This is a genomic window from Paenibacillus sp. 203, from assembly GCF_037027525.1.
In the GTDB taxonomy this organism is placed as follows: Bacteria; Bacillota; Bacilli; order Paenibacillales; family Paenibacillaceae; genus Paenibacillus; species Paenibacillus polymyxa_B.
Genome location: NZ_JAXCHD010000004.1, coordinates 502,707 through 522,868 on the forward strand (window position 1 = coordinate 502,707; position 20,162 = coordinate 522,868).

General features: G+C 45.4%; 18 protein-coding genes and 1 riboswitch. Of the genes, 13 read left to right on the forward strand and 5 right to left on the reverse strand.

Translation table 11 applies throughout. From position 1 onward, the window contains the following. Nucleotides 1-55: 55 nt before the first annotated feature. Nucleotides 56-1,063: an HRDC domain-containing protein gene (locus tag WA407_RS11780; protein WP_254327708.1), complete on the forward strand. Its 1,008-nt coding sequence runs from the start codon at nucleotides 56-58 to the stop codon at nucleotides 1,061-1,063. A 161-nt stretch (nucleotides 1,064-1,224) separates the two neighbouring features. Here the strand turns inward: WA407_RS11780 and corA are convergent, their stop codons facing one another. Beyond that, a complete protein-coding gene (gene corA / locus WA407_RS11785; protein WP_023987788.1) occupies nucleotides 1,225-2,160 on the reverse strand; it encodes a magnesium/cobalt transporter CorA in 936 nt (311 codons plus the stop codon). 552 nt (nucleotides 2,161-2,712) lie between these two features. After that, nucleotides 2,713-2,838, forward strand: a riboswitch (SAM riboswitch). Between the two features lie 118 nt (nucleotides 2,839-2,956). Between corA and metA the strand changes: the two genes are divergently transcribed. The 4 genes from metA to mqnC all read left to right on the forward strand — a co-directional run bounded on the left by metA (nucleotide 2,957) and on the right by mqnC (nucleotide 7,925). Continuing rightward, complete coding sequence (gene metA, locus WA407_RS11790; protein WP_061829145.1) at nucleotides 2,957-3,874, forward strand: homoserine O-acetyltransferase MetA; 918 nt, start codon at nucleotides 2,957-2,959, stop codon at nucleotides 3,872-3,874. 125 nt (nucleotides 3,875-3,999) lie between these two features. Then, nucleotides 4,000-5,184, forward strand: coding sequence for a PLP-dependent transferase (locus WA407_RS11795; RefSeq protein ID WP_254351380.1), 1,185 nt, complete (start codon nucleotides 4,000-4,002; stop codon nucleotides 5,182-5,184). Then, nucleotides 5,181-6,359: an aminotransferase class I/II-fold pyridoxal phosphate-dependent enzyme gene (locus WA407_RS11800; protein ID WP_336077412.1), complete on the forward strand. Its 1,179-nt coding sequence runs from the start codon at nucleotides 5,181-5,183 to the stop codon at nucleotides 6,357-6,359. The genes WA407_RS11795 and WA407_RS11800 overlap by 4 nt, the downstream gene beginning before the upstream one ends. A 432-nt stretch (nucleotides 6,360-6,791) precedes the next feature. After that, a complete protein-coding gene (mqnC, locus tag WA407_RS11805) occupies nucleotides 6,792-7,925 on the forward strand; it encodes a cyclic dehypoxanthinyl futalosine synthase (protein ID WP_061829148.1) in 1,134 nt (377 codons plus the stop codon). A gap of 96 nt (nucleotides 7,926-8,021) precedes the next feature. Here the strand turns inward: mqnC and WA407_RS11810 are convergent, their stop codons facing one another. The 4 genes from WA407_RS11810 to WA407_RS11825 form a co-directional block, all read right to left on the reverse strand. Next, a complete protein-coding gene (locus WA407_RS11810; protein ID WP_336077472.1) occupies nucleotides 8,022-8,885 on the reverse strand; it encodes a YitT family protein in 864 nt (287 codons plus the stop codon). Nucleotides 8,886-8,969: 84 nt separating this feature from the next. Continuing rightward, a complete protein-coding gene (locus WA407_RS11815) occupies nucleotides 8,970-10,196 on the reverse strand; it encodes a cation:proton antiporter (protein WP_336077413.1) in 1,227 nt (408 codons plus the stop codon). 4 nt (nucleotides 10,197-10,200) lie between these two features. Further along, nucleotides 10,201-10,695 (reverse strand): cation:proton antiporter regulatory subunit, encoded by a 495-nt coding sequence (locus tag WA407_RS11820; RefSeq protein ID WP_013309426.1) that lies wholly within the window; start codon nucleotides 10,693-10,695, stop codon nucleotides 10,201-10,203. A gap of 206 nt (nucleotides 10,696-10,901) precedes the next feature. Then, nucleotides 10,902-11,297, reverse strand: a complete 396-nt coding sequence (locus WA407_RS11825; RefSeq protein WP_069291487.1) for a hypothetical protein — start codon at nucleotides 11,295-11,297, stop codon at nucleotides 10,902-10,904. Between the two features lie 240 nt (nucleotides 11,298-11,537). Between WA407_RS11825 and WA407_RS11830 the strand changes: the two genes are divergently transcribed. From WA407_RS11830 to aroF, 8 genes are all read left to right on the forward strand, one after another. Beyond that, entirely contained in the window at nucleotides 11,538-12,419 is an 882-nt protein-coding gene (locus tag WA407_RS11830) for a putative sporulation protein YtxC (RefSeq protein ID WP_336077414.1), read from the forward strand. 61 nt (nucleotides 12,420-12,480) lie between these two features. Further along, on the forward strand, nucleotides 12,481-13,056 hold the full coding sequence (locus tag WA407_RS11835; RefSeq protein WP_069291488.1) for a 3D domain-containing protein: 576 nt from the start codon (nucleotides 12,481-12,483) through the stop codon (nucleotides 13,054-13,056). Between the two features lie 84 nt (nucleotides 13,057-13,140). Next, nucleotides 13,141-13,449, forward strand: coding sequence for a hypothetical protein (locus WA407_RS11840; RefSeq protein WP_069291489.1), 309 nt, complete (start codon nucleotides 13,141-13,143; stop codon nucleotides 13,447-13,449). Between the two features lie 194 nt (nucleotides 13,450-13,643). Further along, on the forward strand, nucleotides 13,644-15,230 hold the full coding sequence (locus WA407_RS11845; RefSeq protein WP_336077415.1) for a S1C family serine protease: 1,587 nt from the start codon (nucleotides 13,644-13,646) through the stop codon (nucleotides 15,228-15,230). Between the two features lie 149 nt (nucleotides 15,231-15,379). Continuing rightward, nucleotides 15,380-16,069 carry a response regulator transcription factor gene (locus WA407_RS11850; RefSeq protein WP_013309432.1) on the forward strand — a complete coding sequence of 230 codons (690 nt, stop codon included), beginning with the start codon at nucleotides 15,380-15,382 and terminating at the stop codon, nucleotides 16,067-16,069. Between the two features lies 1 nt (nucleotide 16,070). Next, complete coding sequence (locus WA407_RS11855; RefSeq protein WP_061829156.1) at nucleotides 16,071-17,549, forward strand: sensor histidine kinase; 1,479 nt, start codon at nucleotides 16,071-16,073, stop codon at nucleotides 17,547-17,549. A 111-nt stretch (nucleotides 17,550-17,660) separates the two neighbouring features. Then, nucleotides 17,661-18,617 carry a 4-hydroxy-3-methylbut-2-enyl diphosphate reductase gene (locus WA407_RS11860; protein ID WP_013309434.1) on the forward strand — a complete coding sequence of 319 codons (957 nt, stop codon included), beginning with the start codon at nucleotides 17,661-17,663 and terminating at the stop codon, nucleotides 18,615-18,617. A 264-nt stretch (nucleotides 18,618-18,881) separates the two neighbouring features. After that, the gene (gene aroF / locus WA407_RS11865) at nucleotides 18,882-19,919 is read left to right on the forward strand and encodes a 3-deoxy-7-phosphoheptulonate synthase (protein WP_336077416.1); all 1,038 of its coding nucleotides are present in this window, start codon (nucleotides 18,882-18,884) and stop codon (nucleotides 19,917-19,919) included. Nucleotides 19,920-20,162 lie beyond the last annotated feature (243 nt).

Below are 20,162 nucleotides of genomic sequence, written 5' to 3' on the forward strand. Positions count from 1 at the left end.
TGCGTTTTTGTGTTGTGCGGGACTGTCTTTCAACGATATGAGGGAGGAAGAAATCATGGAGATTGTATTTTTAAATCGTTTGTCCAAACGGAATGAACAGGGCTATGAGGACTTTGCTCAGGTATGGATTGGGCAACATGAAGGGGGATGGAGTGCAGGCTGGAGCACACACCATGTCCCGGATGAAAGTATAGACGACCTTTGGTATGAGGGCAGCTTGTGGCAGGAATTACTGCATGTATACCGTCATGAGCTGGCGCTCAAAATGGCTGAGGGCTACAGGCCCTTAATCCATGGCGTATTTCATGAGCAAGAAGGATCATCAGGACGAGGACAAACGCTGCAAAAGCTGTATTGCTACAGTGATTTGTTTCCACGTGATGAAGTGTATGAGCAGTTGACAATGTGGAGACGGCAAAAAGCAGCAACGGAACGAAAAGCGCCTTATTTTATTGCTACGAATCGGCTGCTTCGGCTCATTAGCGTCTATCTTCCCCATACCGAAGAAGAATTGTTGGAGCTGCCTGGTATGGGACAGGGTAAGGTGTCGCAATATGGGACGGAGCTATTGGCTATTACGACACAAAATGACCGGACCACGCCATTTCCGTTGAACTGGGTAACAGAGACGCTGGAAGAAGAAGTTTTTTTGTCATGGCTATACAAGCAAAAAGAGAACCAATACAGGCAGGAGCTGAATAAATTCAGCCTAACTAGAACGATTATCGAAGGCATTTCGGACGGTCTTTCACTGGAGCATATCGGGATGAAGACAGGTTTGCATCGTAGAGAAATGATTGAAGCTGTGGAGCATTTGGACAGGGATGGCATTGATATGGAGAAGCTGATCCGCAAGGAATTGGTGAATGTATCTGAGGAGGAGCAGGCAGTCATCTGGTCTGCTTATGAAGAGTTGGGGGATACGTTGCTCAAGCCTGTCATGCTGAAAGTGTATGGGGAAGAAAAGGCGACAGAAACAGGATTGGATCAAATTTATGAGCGTCTGCGTCTGATCCGTATACGGTTTCGCCATCAGCAGGTACCCGACCGACATGTTGGATAATATAGAACTGATTGGATAAAGCTAAAGTATTAAAGTACATTCAGGGTCCAACATACTAAAAAGCAGCAGCCAGTTCCTCATAGGACACGGCTGCTGCTTTTTATGATCAAGCTTGAAAATCGAAATAGGTATCCAACTCCGTACTTTTTCCCCTTTTCTTTTTAAACCCAGTCTTTCTTGCGGAAAATACAGAACATACTGACACCTAGTGCCACCATAATACCAATGACGACAAAATAGCCATAACGTGTATGAAGTTCAGGCATATTATCGAAGTTCATCCCATATATTCCGGTAATGACCGTCAATGGCATAAATACGGTCGTTATTGCCGTAAACACACGCATAATTTCATTGGCACGATTGGCGATACTGGATTGATAAGCTTCTCGAAGGTTACCCATCAAATCGCGGTAAGTTTCAAAAGTCTCCGAAATTTTCACAGCATTTTCATAAATGTCGCTGAAATATTTTTGTAATTGATCGTCGATGAGTCGCAAATCCCGTTTGTTCAGGGTATTGATGACTTCCTTTTGCGGACCTAGCACTTTTTTCAGCCACAGAATCTCACTTCGTAAGCCGATGATTTCGTTCAAATGCGACTTTTTCGTATGCATTAGAATATCTTCTTCCAGCTTTTCAATGCGGACCTCAATCCGGTCACCAACCAGAAAATAGTTGTCAACAATCAAGTCGACCAACAGATACATAAAACGGTCAGGCTGGCTGACTTCTTGCTCCCACAGCATAGGCTTGAGGGTACGAAGCTCATTGATTTTCTGCTTGGTCACCGTAATGATAAAATGGCGGCCGAGAAAAATGTTCAAAGCTCGCAAAAATATTTCTTCATCATCAAAACGAATGCTATTTACAACGATAAAATAATGGCTTTCATAAATTTCGATCTTCGGACGCTGTTCTTCTTCACTCAAACAGTCTTCTACTGCAAGATCATGCATGGAAAATAAAGGTTGGAGCACTGCCAAATCATCGACATCAGCATCAATCCAATAAAAACCTTCTGCCGGTGCAGTAAGCGCCATTTCAATTTCTTCGACAGGGGTAAAAACCCCGTTGTTGACCAAACGGATTTTCATATATGTCACTCCTTATGCTCCGTCGTAACGGAAATACGTTTACCTTAAGCATAAGGAATGAACTCAGTTAGCCAGTTAGCCGGTGCGGGTAAGCGTGCATTCTCATCAAAAGCCGGAGGCTTTTGGAGCATGCAGAGCCTGGCGTCCCGTCTTTCGGCAAGCTGAAGTCATTCCTATGCTGTTGTTCAGGGATCGCCGCCTATTCGGACTCGGGTCGCCTTCCATTCCGGATTCACCTCTCAAATGTTCTTTTTTTGATTGCCACAGTATCGCAGGAAACACTCAAAGTCTGCACTACTGCTCCATATTTTTGCCTAATAGCACTTGTATAGTATAACGCTCGGCCTACGGCCTTTCAAGCGCAAAATCATGGGCTAAATCGACAGTAGTGGCAAGAGCTTCAGCGAAAGGAGGGATATGATTTAACCTATGGAAAAGGTAGACAAAATGTGATTGCAGGGCACAAATTTAAAAGTCCCATCTTGACGAAGCCCAGCCGATGCATTAAAGTGAACAACAAGAACTTTGTGAACCCAAAATGAATATAGCGAAATCTTATCAAGAGCAGGTGGAGGGACTAGCCCGATGATACCCGGCAACCGGCGATTTTAATCGCACGGTGCTAATTCTTGCAGGACGCGCGCTTTGTACAAAGAGCGTTGCCCTGACAGATGAGAGAGGCGCATATGGATACAAATATGACCTTTCTCTAACCAGAGAAAGGTCTTTTTATTATATGCCCGGCATCTCAGCAGGACGATTTTCGCAAAACTTACCGAACAAGGAGTGAGTTTACATGCCGATTAAAATCCCAGACACGCTACCTGCCAAGGAAGTGCTGGAGGGCGAAAATATTTTCGTAATGGATGAAAGCCTAGCTTATCATCAGGACATTCGTCCGTTGCGCATCGCCATTTTGAATTTGATGCCTACAAAGGAAACGACAGAAACCCAACTATTGCGCCTGGTCGGCAATACGCCGCTGCAAGTGGACGTCACGCTGGTACACATGAAGTCTCATGTATCCAAAAATACATCGCAAGAATATTTGAACATGTTCTATAAAACGTTTGACGAGATCAAGAACAGTCGTTTTGACGGCATGGTCATTACAGGAGCTCCGGTTGAACAGCTTGAGTTTGAGGATGTGAACTACTGGGAGGAGATCCGGCAAATCTTTGAGTGGACGAAAACGAATGTAACTTCGACCATGCACATTTGTTGGGCCTCACAGGCAGGTTTATACCATCATTTCAATGTCCCGAAATACGGGCTCGACTACAAATGCTTTGGCGTATTTCCACACACCGTGATTAAACCTAAAGTAAAATTGCTACGCGGCTTTGATGAACTGTTTTATGCCCCTCACTCCAGACATACGGAGGTTCGGCGGGAAGATATTGATCATATCGCCGAATTAGAAGTTTTATCCGAATCCGAGGAAGCCGGAGTGTACCTCGTAGCCACGCTTGACGGTAAACAAATTTTTGTAACTGGGCATTCTGAATATGACCCGCTTTCATTGAAATGGGAATACGACCGCGATGTGGCCAAAGGAATGGATATTGAAGTTCCCAAAAATTATTTTCCTAATGATGATCCTGAGCGCACACCGCCCTCAATCTGGCGGGCGCATGCCAATTTATTATTCTCGAATTGGCTGAACTATTATGTATACCAAGAGACACCTTACGATATCGGGCCCCAGATTTAAAAAAGGGGCTTGTAGTTTAACCTTGTACAGTACCACCTTGCAGTAGCGCAGCAGTATAGTCTTTGACATCCATTTTTGCAGGATTGGTTATAGAACCCACTATGGAAGTTAACAGGAGGATTCATATGAGTGAGAAACAGTGGAAAATCGAAAGTAGATTGGCACAAATCGGTTCAGTAGAGGAGCCAGTAACCGGGGCTGTTAATTACCCAATTTACCAATCTACGGCGTTCCGCCATCCCCGTCTGGGTCAAAGCACAGGATTTGATTATATTCGGACGATCAATCCCACGCGAAAGGTACTGGAAGAGGCTTCTGCTGCACTTGAATCTGGTGATGCAGGCTTTGCATGCAGCTCAGGTATGGCGGCGCTGCAAACGGTATTTGCATTGTTTGGACAGGGAGATCATCTCATAGTATCGCTGGATCTGTATGGCGGGACATATCGTTTGCTGGAGCGTATTTTATCTAAATTTGGTGTAACAGCCAGTTATGTGGATACGAACGATCTTGAAGCACTCGAACAGTCATGTCGACCGAATACCAAAGCTGTATTCATAGAAACACCTACAAATCCGTTAATGATGATTACTGATATTCAAGCGGTGGCTGAATGGGCATCACAACATCAGTTGCTTACCATTGTAGATAATACGCTGCTAACACCATACTTCCAGCGGCCATTGGAACTGGGCGCGGATATTGTGGTACATAGCGCAACCAAGTATTTGGGCGGACACAACGATGTGCTGGCAGGGTTAATCGTAACCAAAGGCAAAGAGCTATCAGCTGAAATTTCCTTTCTGCACAATTCCATAGGAGCCGTGCTTTCCCCGAGTGACTGCTATCAGTTGATGAAGGGGATGAAGACGTTAGCGCTGCGTATGGACCGACATGAGCATAATGCAACAGTGTTGTCTAACTATTTACTGACGCATCCGGCGGTGGCAGAAGTATTCTATCCAGCTCTCGAAGGCCACCCAGGTCGTGAGATTCAAAATAAACAATCCAGCGGAAATACAGGTATCTTCTCCTTTAAAGTAAAGGATGCTCGTTATGTGGAACCTTTGCTTCGTCACATTAAGCTCATTGCGTTTGCGGAAAGTCTCGGCGGTGTGGAATCGTTAATGACCTATCCCGCTGTGCAGACACATGCGGACATACCAGCAGAAATTCGGGATGCTGTCGGGGTAGATGACAGGCTATTGCGTTTCTCCGTAGGCATTGAGCATACAGACGACCTCATTGAAGATTTGCGTTCGGCGTTGGAAGCGGCACGTCAAGAAGTAGAAGGAGGAGAGCTGCAATGATAGAGGATGCGAGGAGGATCGGGCAGGATTTGAACAAAGAGCGGAAGTTCGCTACCAAGCTGCTGCATTTTGGTTCTGAAATTGACAGCGTTACGGGGGCCTCGAGCGTCCCGATCTATCAAGCTTCTACCTTTCACCATTATGATATTTTTAATCCTCCCCAGCATGACTATAGCCGTTCAGGTAATCCGACACGACAAGCTTTGGAGGATTATATCGCTTTATTAGAAGGGGGGGCGTGCGGCTTTGCCTTTGCGTCAGGTATGGCGGCCATCTCTACTACCTTTATGCTTTTATCCGCTGGAGATCATGTCATTGTTTCCGAGGATGTATATGGGGGAACATATCGACTGCTGACCTCCATTTTGAAACGGATGAATATCGAAACGACCTTCGTCGACATGACGGACCTTAACCTTGTGAAAGAGGCGTTACAGGAGAATACAAGGGCTGTATATATGGAAACCCCGTCCAATCCGACACTCAAAATTACCGATGTAGCAGGAATAACCTCTTGGGCACAGGATCACGGACTTTTAACTTTATTGGATAATACTTTTATGACACCTTATTATCAACGTCCGATTGAGCAGGGAGTCGATATTGTATTGCACAGTGCGACCAAGTTTCTGGGCGGACACAGCGATGTGCTGGCAGGACTTGCGGTAGCACGTACCGAATCGCTCGGGAGACAAATCAAGCAGCTCCAAAATGGACTGGGTACCGTGCTGGCTCCGCAGGAGTCATGGTTGCTCATGCGCGGTATGAAGACACTGGAGGCTCGTATGGCTCACAGCGAAAAGAGTGCAGCTAAGCTCGCTAACTGGCTGAACGAGCGCAACGACATTGAGGCAGTATACTACCCGGGTCTGGAAAATCATCCAGGGCGTGAAGTTCATGAGCGTCAATCCAGCGGTTATGGTGCAGTGATATCGTTTGATGTGGGTTCTGGTGAGCGTGCAAAAGAAGTCCTCAGTCGCGTACGTATTCCAATTGTAGCGGTGAGTCTGGGAGCTGTGGAAAGCATCTTGTCGTATCCGGCGATGATGTCACATGCGGCTATGCCCCATAGTGTACGATTGGAGCGCGGGATTACGGACGGACTACTTCGTTTCTCCGTAGGTTTGGAGGATATTGACGACCTGATCAGTGATCTGGATGAGGCGCTGCGCTAGAGCGTTAGCACATCCGCAGCATCTTTGTCGTTTTCACGCCGGGAACAAATATGTACAGCACTAAACAGCAAGTTTCCAGTATTTCAGGAGGCTTGCTGTTTTCTATAAGAATGACATGAAGGACAGTGTGAAAAAAGGCACTTTCAGTCCTGTTTTGTTATTTCTTGGCTATACGCAATGTTGAGATAAGCTTGGCAGTTGCCTGTTTTCCTAGGTGAAAAGCAGAAAGAAGCGGGAATAAGTATGGTTCCTTACCTAAAGATATGTTAGTATTATCATTAGGTTTTACTATGCTAAATAGCACAGACAACATACAAGGCCAGTCATGAACATACATTACGGCAGGGTTCGAACGCAGGTTTGTGAAAGCATTCTCGTTCATAAGTCCTGTCGTTCATTTCGTCGCCCTGTGACAGCGAAGGAGGATACACCATGAGTGTAATCGACCATATTTTAGATAAAGCCCTACGCGGCGAACGCCTGAATTTAGAGGATACCGTTGCTTTGTTCGAATCAGACGAGGTAGAAAAAATAGGTCACGCGGCGAATAAAGTCATGAATCGCATGCACCCCGATCCCATTAAAACCTTCGTCATCGGACGAAATATTAACTATACGAACGTATGTGACGTATACTGTCGCTTCTGCGCTTTTTACCGTAGACCGGGTTCCGATGAAGGTTATGTTTTGCCGGATGAGGTGATCTTTCAGAAGATCAAGGAAACGCAGGAGGTAGGTGGCACCGAAATTCTAATGCAAGGCGGTGTAAATCCCAATCTGCCGTTCAGTTATTATACGGATTTGCTGAAAGCTATTAAGGAGCGTTTTCCCGATATTACGATGCACTCCTTCTCGCCAGCTGAAATTCACAAAATGAAGGAAAAATCCGGTCTATCCATGGAAGACACGATTCGAGCCATTCATGAAGCTGGATTGGATTCGCTTCCGGGCGGAGGCGGAGAAATTTTGGATGACCGCACACGCCGCAAAATTAGCCGTCTCAAAGGCTCTTGGCGTGATTGGATGGATGTCATGCAAACGGCTCACAAGGTTGGGATGAACACAACCGCTACGATGGTTATCGGCTTCGGCGAGTTGATGGAGGAGCGTGCGCTGCATTTGTTGCGTGTTCGTGATGCTCAGGACGAATGCATTGAAAACAAATATAATTCTGAAGGATTTTTGGCCTTTATTCCTTGGACCTTCCAGCCAGACAATACCAATCTGAAGAAGGAACGCCAGACGCCAGAGGAATATCTGAAGACCGTTGCGATCAGTCGTCTTGTATTGGATAACATCAAGCATATTCAATCCTCATGGGTAACTATGGGACCTGAAATCGGTAAAAAATCGTTATACTATGGTTGCGATGATTTTGGTAGCACCATGATTGAGGAAAACGTAGTTTCCGCTGCAGGCGCAACGTATAAGGTAAACATCGAATCCATTTTACAGTTGATCCGCGAGACGGGTCACATTCCGGCACAGCGCAATACCCGTTATGATATTATTCGTACTTTTGACAGTGCCAGCAGTATTGAACATGATTTTATCATGCAAAATTAATATCCGTTAATATATTGTTAATTACAAAACGCTTATCCATCACTAATCTATGTATAAGGATTAGTGTAGATAAGCGTTTTTTGATGTGTTACTTTGCTATGTTTTCCATCGTTTCATATACATGATCTCAGCCTGCGGGTCAGCCATTTGGATGACTGCCTTAAAACGCTGCAAATCCAACAGTTGAACGTTGTAAACGATGACCATTTGTTCTTTTTTATCCTCAGATTCGCTTTTAATCTTACCCTCTATCTGTGCAGAGCCTCCAACAGGTGTGCTGTGTATACGCAGCCTGCGATATATGGCATCCTCGACGGTTTGCTGTTTCTTGCTGACAACACAAACCATACGCGTCAGACCGGTAAACATCAGCCGGGTCGTTTCATAGGCGGCGAGGCAGGATAAGGCTGAATAGAGAGCTGGCTCCCAGCCTAGCACAAAGCCGGCGATAATGAGCAGCAGACCATTACACAGCATAACAATCTGTATTAATGGAATCTTACGGTGTGTTAGCAACAATGTGGATGGACGGCCATCGTCAGATTCGTTAAGTCCTAGTGAATCGAGCAGACCACCATGACGAGCTGCCAGCCCTGCGCCAAGACCGATACAGATGCCGCCGCCCAAAGCGCATACGACCGGATGGCCACTCACTGCCGGAAAAGGCGAAAGAATAATGGCTGAGCCCGAAAAGGCGAACAAGCCGGGTAGTGCTCGATGCAGCATGGGTTTGTGAGTAGACAGAGAATACAGCAACATGAGTGGCAAGTTCAAAACGAATAGCAGTAACCCAAAATGCTCTTGTGTATAAAGCGACATGAGTCTGGAGATCCCCGTGACGCCTCCAGCGATCATATCATGCGGATGTAAAAACAATTCCAGACCGACGGATGCCGTAATTCCACCAATCACCGTATAAAAGACAGGGAACCTGCTCGCATCTCCTGAAGTGGGCTTTATAAGCCGCCTCATAGAGTTTCGGCATGTTTTACAGCGTGCGGCATAGCCTTCCCTCCTATGGATTGTCGTATCCAGCTTTTGCAGTTATGCCGAGTTACTTTCTTCCTTTCGTAGGCGGGGGTCCTTGAACTTAAATATTTTGTTTAACATATTAAAGATAGGTTTTGACTGCTTTGTCAGAAGTGGTCCAAGAATCGCCAGTATGAGTACATAGATAGCTGCAAAGGGTTGAACAATATCAAGCAAACCGCCTTCCTTGCCCAAGTTGGCCATGATAATCGAAAATTCACCCCGTGCCACAATGGTCAGACCGATATTTGCTGACGCTTTGGGAGATAAGAAGGCCGTACGCCCAGCCAGCATTCCTGCCCAAATGTTACCAAACAACGTGAGGACGACTGCTGCCAGCGCAAGCCATATCGCGTTTCCTCCCAGGGACAGTGGATCGATGGAAAGTCCAAAGCTGAAGAAAAACAGGGCACCAAAGAAATCGCGGAAAGGAACAATTAAATGCTCGATTCGTTTGGCATGTTCCGTTTCGGCCAGTACCAGACCGACCAACAGGGCGCCGATAGCTTCCGCCACATGAATCGTTTCCGAAAAACCAGCCACCAGAAACAGAGAGCCAAAAACAACAAGTCCGAATACCTCATTGGAGCGAATACGGAGAATCCGATTTAACAGAGGGACGGCCTTACGGCCGATAATAATGACTGCAAGCATAAAGCCAAGCGCGATTAGCGCTGATAGCAGCACACCCCCGAGCGAGGATGAATCACTAAGAACCAATCCGGAGAGGATGGAGATGTATACGGCGAGGAAAACATCCTCGAACATAATAATGCCCAAAATCATTTCTGTTTCTGCATTGGCAGTCCGCTTGAGATCTACCAGCACCTTCGCAGCAATAGCACTGGATGATATTGTTGTAATTCCGGCGATAACCAGTGTCTCTGCTACAGGAAAGCCGCTCAGGAAGCCAAGAGCCAGCCCCAGTGTAAAATTGATGCCAATATAAATGGTGCCGCCCACGGCAATGGAACGGCCTGATTTAATTAACCGACCTACTGAGAACTCGAGACCCAAGTAGAAGAGAAGAAACAGCACTCCGATTCTTCCCATAAAATCAATAAATGGGGCGCTTTCGATAAAGCGAAAATCAAAATGCCATAGCTCCATCGCATGCGGCCCAACTGCCATTCCGATCAGGATATAAAAAGGGATGACCGAGAAGCGCAGTTTGGAGGAAATAAGTCCAGCTGCAGCGATGAGAGCAATTGCCAATCCAACCTCAAATACCAGATGATCCATCCAATCACCCGCTTCCGTTCATAAGGATTTGTTTAAAGCGTTTTTGCTGATCGCGTTCCCCAACAACGACTACAGTGGCATCATCGTTAATAATCACTTCAGGACCAGGATTTACATATTTCATTCCTTTTTTCTCCACAATGGCAATAACAGTGGCTCCCGAATTTTGCCTTACATCCAGCTCACCGATGGATTTGCCGACACTTGCATAGTGGGATTCCACTCTATACCATTCGATAATAAAATCATCAAACGTCATTTCTACACTTTCAAGCTGTTTGGGCTTATATGTCATACCCCCGATGATGGAGGCTACCAATCGCGCTTCCTGATCATTCAGGGTTGTCATAGAAATACTTTGTTCCAGATCCTCGTAATCAAAGTGATACAACTCGCGCCTGCCATCATCATGAATAATAATGACAATTCGGTCGCCACTCTCTGCATCTATTCGATACTTAATCCCGATTCCTGGCAAAATAGACTCTCGAATATCCATTTATAAAGCCTCCTGTACGATACGTTATTTAAATGAATGGTATGGGAAATAAATCACATACTCTGGGAGTGACATGGAAACTTTCTTTTTGTATTAAATTTTATGAATTAACGTAAAAAACCTGATACATACACTTACGTATTACAGCTATTGGGAAATATTAACAAATAGACATGCGAATGTGGTGATCTGCATGCAAAGGGAGGTTAAGCCACATAACTAGAGGTGAATTTGATGGGGAACAAGTATAATTGCTTCTTTAGTTTGCAAATGACAGGAATAAAAGGCAGACGTAGTTTAGGGATGCTCAATAACAGCACAAGCGCTATCAAAATGACAAAGGGAAGTGATTTGGCCGCAGCGATCACCAGATGAAGTAAAGGGGAGGATTTGCGTATAGCTGGTTTGGAATGGTGTTCCAGACCGTGAGAATCTGTTTCTAACGAGGAAACATCAGCATGAGGCACGACAGAAGATCCCGCAGTAAACTGGAGGGATTGAGTGGTGTCTTCCGCATGAAACGTCACAGGAAGGGACAAAATCTGAACGAGGCTCAATATGACGATCATGAATGTACGCAGCATGTTCAGCATCGTTAACATCTTATCTCCTCCCTCTTGTGAAAAATTCATATTACTATAACCTTAACATACCCCACCCTAAATATTCAAACGTCTTTCGTTATTTCCTATATCACAGTAATTGTTTATAACACGCCAAACCAGCTTTTTGAAACTTGATCATCCTCTTTTGGATATGTCTTTCTGTTTCCAGTCGTTCACTTCGTATAACCCTTTAGAGGCCGCCATATACTGAAAGCAGTGATCGAAAGGAGTGAGCCAATGGAACTGTTTACAGTGTGGACCAATACAGACGGAGATCAGGAAACCAACCGGTTTTATGAAGTGGTCAAAAGTAGAACAAAGGGACTACATATGTCACGGCGCGGATTTCGATTCACTTTCAGACAGCTGGACAACAAAGTGGCATGGACCTGCAAGGGCACAGAAAGCAATTCGGCGTTTGAAAGCTTTCTCCCCTGTGTATACAGCATCATGTCTTCGGCAATAGCGGATTATATTATCGAAGTCAAGGAGTGGGGATTGCTCAATCTCATTCTCACCAAAGCCTGTTCGCTGCTGGAGAAAGAGGATACAGAGCAAATTCGCAGTATGATTCGTTCACTGTTAAACGATGATGGTCCGAGAGGCCGTTTGAAGCGTCATGGTAAGCTGACCACTCTTCTGGAGAAGGATTTTAAGGAGCTTCATGTGATCAATTTGGAAGGACTGATTCAATTTAGGCTCCATGCGTATAAAAAAGAGCTTGAAGAAATCGTCGACTATGCCATGGAAGAATTCTGGGCAGATCGGCAATACGAAGAATTTATGGGGCTGCTTAAATATTTTGTTTTTTTTCAGGAAAGCAAAGTTCCGCTCGTACACGTACTTCACCAAGGCGGACATAATTTTACGATTCTGGATAGTGCCATGGTGCCCATACCGACTCCTGATGCAGATGACATCATTGTCGAGATGCCAGGCATTGAACTAGAAATGGAGGTCGAAGATCGAATCGTAAGCACCCTTATTTCGATTTCTCCTGCTTCCATTATATTGCACACAGACGATGAGCACACCCCCATAGTGCGGACACTCCTGCATATTTTTGAAGATAAAGTGAAGCTGAGCAGACTTTATCCAGGTCAGGATGTTCAAAAATAATAATCTTTTCGTATAAAGCAATGGATTTCTGGAAAGCCTTTGCCTCAAGGGGAGGTTTTTTATGAGATCCATGTTGGTATGGAAACGGATTTTGGGAACCGTGTTAATTGCAACCTGTCTGGTATTGCCCGGCAATGAAGTTTACGGTCACAAAGAACCGGTCCAGCATAAAAAATGGCAGTCCACACCTGTTTTGGCTCCACGCGAGGAGCAGGTTATTACGACCATGACGGTCACGGCTACAGGATATACAGCAGGCTATGAATCGACTGGCAAACGGCCAAGTCATCCCGGCTACGGTATTACGTATTCCGGTGTAAAAGTGCGTCGTGACAAGAACACACTGTCTACGATTGCGGCTGATCCCAAAACGTTTCCTTTGGGAAGCATATTGTACATTCCAGGTTATGGATACGGGATTGTAGCAGATACAGGTTCTGCGATTAAGGGCAATAAAATTGATTTGTATTTTAAAACAACCCGGCAGGTGTATTCTGAATGGGGCAAGAAAGATGTGGATGTTCAAATTATAAAAAAAGGGAACGGAAAATGTACGGAAAAGATGGTAAAATCGCTCCAAAAGGCGATAGAAACGCATAAAACCATTCCGAGTGCGACACTGGATGCTTCCATATAATCCTTGAATATTGTTTTTTCCAACATCACATACTATGTTGCGGGATGAGCTTATCCCGCAAAACATACTGGGAGGTTGAGAATTATGCCAAATCAAGGCGGAAGTTCTTTCACGAACAAAGGCTTCAAGGCAAGCACAGGAAATCAGTTCAAAGCGGAATTTGCACAAGACAATACGGTAGGTGTCGTTTCACAAAAGGTAAAGCAGTCTGAACAAAATAAAATTCAAGACAACTTCCAGACACCAAATGAGAAGTATGATGAAGAATTTGCAACAGATCAAGGCGGTACAGGTGCAGTAGCGCAAAAAGTTCAAAACTCCAGCCGCAACAAAATTCAAAACAATGCTCAAACACCGAACGAAAAGTTCGACGAAAACTTTAACACGAAATAAAAAAGCATATACAATCGATAATGCTCCGGATTATATCCGGGGCATTTCGTTTTAAGTAAAAGTGATTAGGTACAATAGGTCTAAGGTTTTATCTCCTTTTTAATTTTTTTAAGGTGGAATTAAGGTTTAAAGTGCAAAATAAAGTCAGTTAAACAACACCACCTTGAAGCATAGGGTTTGGGAGGAGATATACAATGGACGAATTTAAAAATAATAACTCCGGACGCCGGAACGACAACGATCAGGTTGATACCGATAACGCAACTCGCCAAAACGATTCGAACGGTTCCTCATATTATTATTCTTACGGCCCTTTTTCTTCAGTTCAATCGGACGGACAACGTAAGGAAGGGCAGTCGTTGGAAAAGGATGTTGAGATTACGCCACCGCAGGCAGTGAGACCTCTTCCTCCCTCTTACCATCGGGCTATGCCTGAGCAGCAGGATGGTTCGGGTCGGAATGGCGGCAACTGGCAATTCAAACCGAATAAGCCCAAGTCGCAGGTAAAAACAATATTCTTATCTTTTTTGGCCGGGATGCTGGTCATTACGGTATTGATGTATACAGCTGACCGAACAAATATGTTCACACCCGAGACGGCGTTGACTTCGGCGGCAGCTGAAAGCGGAGAAACGACTAATTCAGGAACCACCAGCTCGACTCCAAGCGCAGTTCCGGCTGTGATGCCTTCAGGTACCGCTGATGTTCAATCTGTTGTGGCCAAGGCTGGACCGGCAGTCGTCAAAATCGAAACGCTTGCCAAACAAACCAGTGGTAGCAGTGGCAGACAAAGCAGCCCTTATTACAATGACCCGCTGTATCAATACTTTTTCGGTAATCAGTATGGTGACAGTGGCAGCAGCGGTAACAGTAATGAAAATGAAGGTAGCAACAGCGGGCAGCTGACTCCGCTTGGTATTGGTTCCGGCTTTATTTTTGATAAATCGGGTTACGTTCTAACCAACAACCATGTTGTTGAAGGCGCGAGTGTGGTTCAGGTTACAGTAGAGGGAACTAATAAGCCTTACGAAGCCAAAGTCTTGGGCAAAAATGCTGATCTTGATTTGGCGGTACTTAAAATTGAAGGCAAAAACAACTTTCCGACAGTAACTTTGGGTGACTCCGATAACGCTAAAGTCGGCGAATGGATGGTCGCAATCGGCAATCCTGAAGGCTTTGAACATTCGGTAACAGCCGGGGTGCTAAGTGCGAAAGAACGTACGATCACTATTAATAGTGAATCGACTGGAAAACCGACGCAATACAAGCATCTCATTCAGACGGATGCGTCCATTAACCCTGGTAACTCTGGCGGACCGCTGTTAAATCTGCAAGGGCAGGTTATCGGTATGAACGTAGCTGTTAGTGCAGACGCACAGGGAATCGGGTTTGCGATTCCGTCCAATACGATTTTGGAAGTCGTCGATAAGCTGAAAAATAACCAGCCTATTCCGAAAGAACCTGTACCTTTCATTGGTGCAAGTCTGTTAAATTTAAGTCCTGAAGTAGCCAAAGAACTGGGTACATCCCTGACCGAAGGCTCGGTTGTACGGGATATTATATACAAATCACCAGCTTATCAGGCCGATCTGCGTCCTTACGATGTGATTATCGGAGCGAATGGCACGCCTTATAGCACATCACAAGAGCTGATCCAGTTCATTCAAAAACAAAAAGTGGGTACAGCGCTGACACTTAACATCGAACGAGCTGGGCAGAAAAAAGATGTTCAGCTGAAAATTGGCAACAAAAATGACTTTAGCTCGACGCTTCAGCAATAAGATGAAAACTCTACAAAAATGAACAAGTGCACGTAAGAAACGGAAGGAAGATCCCTTCCGTTTCTTGCTATATGAAGCAGCCAGATGCTACACGCGTCTACTCCTGCTACAATAGAAGGAAAAGAAGAGATAAAGGAGTTCGATCGTGTATGCGTTCTACTATTCTAATCATTGATGACGATGAAAAAATTGTTTCCATGCTGCGCAGAGGGCTGGCATTTGAAGGTTATGAAGTGCTGACAGCCGCCAATGGAGCAGAAGGATTAAATAAAATGTTGACAGCTGAGCCTGATGTGGTCGTGCTGGATGTAATGATGCCGCAGGTCGATGGTTTTGAGGTATGCCGTCGTATGCGGGAGGGTGGAAGTACGGTACCTGTCCTGATGCTTACAGCCAAGGATGAGGTTGAGAATCGGGTTAAGGGGTTGGATCTAGGGGCCGATGATTATCTCGTTAAGCCGTTCGCTCTAGAGGAGCTACTGGCACGAGTGCGAGCGCTTTTGCGGCGTAAAACCGAACAACAGGACAATAACGGAAATCGGCTTACCTTCGAGGATTTACAACTGGATAACGAATCCCGTGAAGTGGTTCGTGGCGGCAAACGTTTGGAACTGACGGCCAAAGAATTTGAACTGCTCCATTTGTTCATGCAAAACCCGAAGCGTGTTCTGTCGCGTGATCTGATTATGGACAAAATTTGGGGCTATGACTATAGCGGAGAATCGAATGTGCTGGAAGTATACATTGCCATGCTACGACAAAAAACGGAGCAGGATGGCGGTAAACGACTCATTCGTACAATTCGGGGAGCTGGCTATATTTTAAGAGGTGATGTGTAATATGTCTATTCGGTGGCGGCTGACGGCCTGGTATTCGAGCATCTTGGCTATAGTACTAGTCATTTTTGGTCTGGTTACTTACGGACTAGTATATTACTACACATATAATGAAGTGAAAAGTCAGCTTATGACTCAGGCGCCACAGATTAACAAGCAATTACGCCTTATTATAAAAGGGGGATTGTTTGAAGTCCCCAACCTGGATTTGGGATTAGAGCAGGGACGTGGAATAGATGACTCACAGCTCTATGTACAAATTTACAATTATACGTCTGGTGTAACGAAAACGACCCAAAATATGAAAGACCTCAATATCACCTTCCCTGTCCCCTCCACAGCGGCAGGAGCAGTTCAAAATGAGGGAATTCGACGTGTGAACGTAAATGGGGATTCCTTTATGATTATTCAACAGCCGATCAAATCCGAGGAGTTGGGCTTGGTGGTCGGGCTGCTACAGGTAGGACAATTCACGGGCTCTCAGGACCGACTCATGAACAGGTTACAAAATGTGCTTGTATACGGCTCGTTGTTTGCATTACTCGCTGCTGCGACTTCAGGTCTCTTTCTGGCTCGAAAGTCTATGAAGCCGCTGGTCAAGGTCATTGAGGGGGCCAATCAGATTCAATCCAGTAATGATTTGAGTGTTCGGATTGAATATGACGGACCACCAGATGAAATTGGTCAATTAATCGGGACAGTTAACAACATGCTGGGGCGCACAGAGGTGTTTTACAAGGAGCTGGAAGATGCGTACGGTGCACAGCGCCGTTTTGTGGCTGATGCTTCCCATGAGCTTCGTACGCCGCTAACGACGATCCGTGGCAACGTTGATTTTTTACTCAAAATGTGGACTACCGAACCAGGAGAGCGACCGAATATGGATGAAGAGATGATTCGCGAGCTTTCTATGGAGGCATTAAATGACATGGCGGATGAAGGCAAACGGATGAGCCGTTTGGTGAGTGATATGTTGTCACTCGCGAGAGCGGACACAGGGAAAACGTTCGATAAGACTCCCGTTGCGCTGGAACCACTTGTAAGTGAGGTTGCCCGTCGTGCTCAGTTTTTAGAGCGAACGGCCGAATGGAATGTGGGAGATTTTTCGTTGCTGAATGGTATTTATATGGATGGCAGCAAGGATTATTTGCAGCAAATGCTATTCATTTTCATTGATAATGCATTCAAATACACGCCTGAGGGCACAGTCCGATTTGATGCCATTGTTTATCAAGGACAGGTGGGCCTACGGATCAGTGATACGGGCATTGGAATGGACAAGAGTGAGGTTCCCTTTATTTTTGACCGCTTTTACCGGGCAGATGAATCACGCGGGGTGACAGAGGGAATTGGGTTGGGGCTATCTATTGCCAAGTGGATTATTGATGAACATCACGGGTCTGTGGAAGTGGTTACGCGCCAAGGAGAAGGAACGACATTTGTCATCTGGCTTCCGGTCAGCTTTTCCGCGCCTTTGGAATAGGCTATAATAGGAAGGCAACTACATCATAGAATTGGCCGGTAAAGGCTAGGATGCCCACAGCTACCGAGTTATCGGAGCTGTATACTGTGTCGAAGAAAGCGGGGGCTCATTTTGGAAGTACTCAGAATTTCGCCCCGGGGTTACTGCTACGGCGTAGTCGATGCCATGGTATTGGCTCGTCAGGCAGCCAGAAATCTGGACTTACCCCGGCCTATTTATATATTGGGCATGATTGTGCATAACAGTCATGTCACCAATTCCTTTGAAGACGAAGGGATTATTACACTGGACGGCCCGAACCGTATGGAGATTTTAAGCCAGGTAGAGAGCGGCACTGTTATCTTCACTGCTCATGGCGTATCACCAGAGGTTCGCAAGCTGGCACGAGACAAGGGGCTGACTACGGTAGACGCGACTTGCCCTGACGTCACAAAGACGCATGATCTGATTCGGGAGAAGTCTGCCGAAGGCTATCAGATTGTTTATATTGGTAAAAAGAATCATCCAGAGCCAGAGGGAGCTATTGGTATTGCTCCTGACCATGTTCATCTGATTGAAAAGGAAGAAGAGATCGACAGTCTTACGTTACCAGCTGGCAAAATCCTTATCACGAATCAGACGACCATGAGCCAATGGGACATCAAGCACATTATGAAAAAGCTGCTGGAGAAGTTCCCGGGTGCTGAGATACACAATGAAATCTGTTTGGCGACGCAGGTACGTCAGGAAGCGGTAGCTGAGCAGGCTGGGCAGGCGGATCTGGTGATCGTTGTCGGTGATCCGCGCAGTAACAATTCAAACCGATTGGCTCAGGTTTCGGAGGAAATTGCTGGTACAACAGCTTATCGTATTTCTGATGTAACCGAGCTGAAGAGAGAGTGGCTTGAAGGCGTAGCCAAAGTGGCTGTGACTTCTGGGGCTTCAACCCCGACACTGATTACCAAAGAGGTTATTACGTATTTGGAGCAGTATGATGCGGCTAACCCGGATACGTGGGAGATTCAGCGAACCATAGATATGAAAAAACTACTGCCTCCTGTACGAGAGAAGTCAAAAACAACGAAATAGTATGTGATTGATTACAGCCGTTATTCGGATACAACCATCCGGATAGCGGCTTTTTAAATTGTTTTAATTTGTAGATATTTTCCGGTTAGCTTCACTAAGTTAGAATATTGAATAATTCGGGATAATTAAGCCTTGACGAGTATAGCTAAAACAAGTATAGTTGCTTTAACGAATAAAAGCTTAAAAGCGAACAAGCGTCTAAGTGTCATAATATTAACCTATAAGTTGGTTTATAAAATATGTTTCATAGAGAGGAAGAAAAAAATGATCGTTATCGCTGGTGTTCAAACACCTGAAGAGCATATTCAAGCTATTGTTGAAGTTATTGAGAAAGAAGGATTGCAGGCTCATGTATCAAGGGGATCGGATCGCACGATCATCGGACTGATCGGTAGCGTAGAGCCCAAGCTGGCTGAACATCTGCGTCAAATGAAAGGCGTAGAAAATGTGGTTAAAATATCGAAATCCTATAAATTGGCCAGCCGTGATTTTCATCCGGAAAATACGGTTATCTCTATTAAAGGTGTAAATATCGGCGGGGGCGAGCTTGTCATTATGGGTGGACCATGTGCTGTTGAGTCTGCTGCACAGATAGATGAAATTGCCGGATTGGTCAAAGCTGCAGGCGCGCAAGTTCTCCGTGGGGGTGCTTTTAAGCCGCGTACAGGGCCATACAGCTTCCAAGGAACGGGTGTAGAAGGTTTGATTATGATGGCTGAGGCGGGCCAAAAGCACAACCTCCTGACCATCACAGAGGTTATGACACCTGAATACGTAGACATTTGTGCGGAATATGCCGATATCCTGCAAGTAGGTACTCGTAATATGCAAAACTTCGATCTGCTGCGCAAGTTGGGTACTTGCGGCAAGCCAGTGTTGCTCAAACGCGGTTTTAGCTCGACTTATGACGAGTTCTTGAATGCTGCCGAGTACATCTTGGCAGGTGGCAATCCGAATGTTATGCTGTGTGAGCGCGGTATTCGTACATTCGAAACCTACACTAGAAATACGCTCGACTTGTCCGCGATCCCTGTTTTGCAACAGTTGAGCCATTTGCCGGTCATTTCTGATCCTAGCCATGGCACAGGTAGACGTGAACTGGTTGTTCCTATGACGAAGGCTTCGGTAGCTGCCGGAGCGGATGGTTTAATTATTGAGATGCATACAGACCCTGACAACTCGATGACGGGTGACGGCGTACAATCCCTGTTCCCAGATCAATTTTCAGATTTGCTAAAAGATTTGGAAATATTGGCTCCTGCTGTGGGGAAAACATTTCACACGCCTACTACCATTGCTTAAAACCAATGTTTAACATTAATGCATAAAAGTTTTGCCGCAACGCAGCAAGGAGATTTAAATTGCCTAAAAGCCCGATGTTTCGGGCTTTTTGTGCTATTCAAATGTTATCAAGGGCGTAAGCATATCTAACATTAGTTTAAAAAATACCTTACATAGCTATTGACCCGTGTCATGTTTGAGATTTATAATGACGACAGAAAAAAACATTCGATCATGAACATTTCAGGGTTGTATAAGACTTAA